This window comes from Mammaliicoccus sp. JADD-157 (assembly GCF_049310805.1).
GTDB classification, from domain to species: domain Bacteria; phylum Bacillota; class Bacilli; order Staphylococcales; family Staphylococcaceae; genus Mammaliicoccus; species Mammaliicoccus lentus.
Window position 1 is genome coordinate 1 of record NZ_JBMOVZ010000011.1, and the last position, 1234, is coordinate 1234.

Here is a 1234-nt window from a genome sequence, read left to right on the forward strand (position 1 = left end):
CAGTGCTTGGTTTGTCAGAACCATCGTCTTTACCTGGTTTGTCGTCTCCACCAGTATTTGGTTTGTCAGAACCTTTGGCTGGCGTTGTAATATCAGGTTTACCATCGTTGTCTTTATCCGTAACAGTTGTACCGTTTGGATCAGACTCGTCTTTGTTCGGAATACCATCTTTATCAGTGTCTTCGTCACCGTCTGATGTACCATTACCATCAGAATCAGGATTTGTTGGATCAGTACCTGCAGCTTCCTCGTCTTTATTATTCACACCGTCACCATCGATATCTGTATCTTTAGGTTGGTCGCCTGGTTTGTCATTTCCGTCAGTGCTTGGTTTGTCAGAACCATCGTCTTTACCTGGTTTGTCGTCTCCACCAGTATTTGGTTTGTCAGAACCTTTGGCTGGCGTTGTAATATCAGGTTTACCATCGTTGTCTTTATCCGTAACAGTAGTGCCATTCGGATCTGATTCATCTTTGTTCGGAATACCATCATAATCAGCGTCTTCGTCGCCATCAGGTGTTCCGTTACCATCAGAATCAGGATTTGTTGGGTCAGTGCCTGAAGCTTCTTCGTCTTTATTATTCACACCATCGCCGTCGATATCTGGATCTTGGTTATCCGGTGTACCGTCTCCATCTGTATCTTTCGGCGTTGTGATATCAGGTTTACCATCTTTATCTTTATCTGTTGGTGTAGTTCTATTCGGATCTGATTCATCTTTGTTTGGAATACCATCATGATCAGCATCTTCATCGCCATCTGGTGTACCATTTCCATCAGAATCAGGGTTTGTAGGATCAGTACCCGCAGCTTCTTCATCTTTATTGTTCACACCGTCACCGTCGATATCTGAATCTTGGTCATCAGGAATGCCGTCACCGTCTGTATCTTTAGGTTGGTCGCCTGGTTTATCGTTTCCACCAGTATTTGGTTTATCAGTACCGTTGTCGTTTGTATCTTTTGGCGTTGTGATATCAGCTTTACCATCACCATCTTTATCTGTTGGTGTAGTTCTATTCGGATCTGATTCATCTTTGTTTGGAATACCATCATGATCAGCATCTTCATCGCCATCCGGTGTACCATTTCCATCAGAATCAGGATTCTTCGGATCAGTGCCTGCGGCTTCTTCATCTTTATTGTTCACACCATCGCCGTCGATATCAGGATCTTGGTTATCCGGTGTACCGTCTCCATCTGTATCTTTCGGCGTTGTGATATCAGGTTTACCATC

At 43.9% G+C, this 1234-nt stretch carries 1 pseudogene; it reads right to left on the reverse strand.

Going from position 1 to position 1234, the window contains the following annotated elements:
- Positions 1–1234 (reverse strand): annotated as a pseudogene (locus ACO6VN_RS15080) (hypothetical protein); the annotation flags it as partial.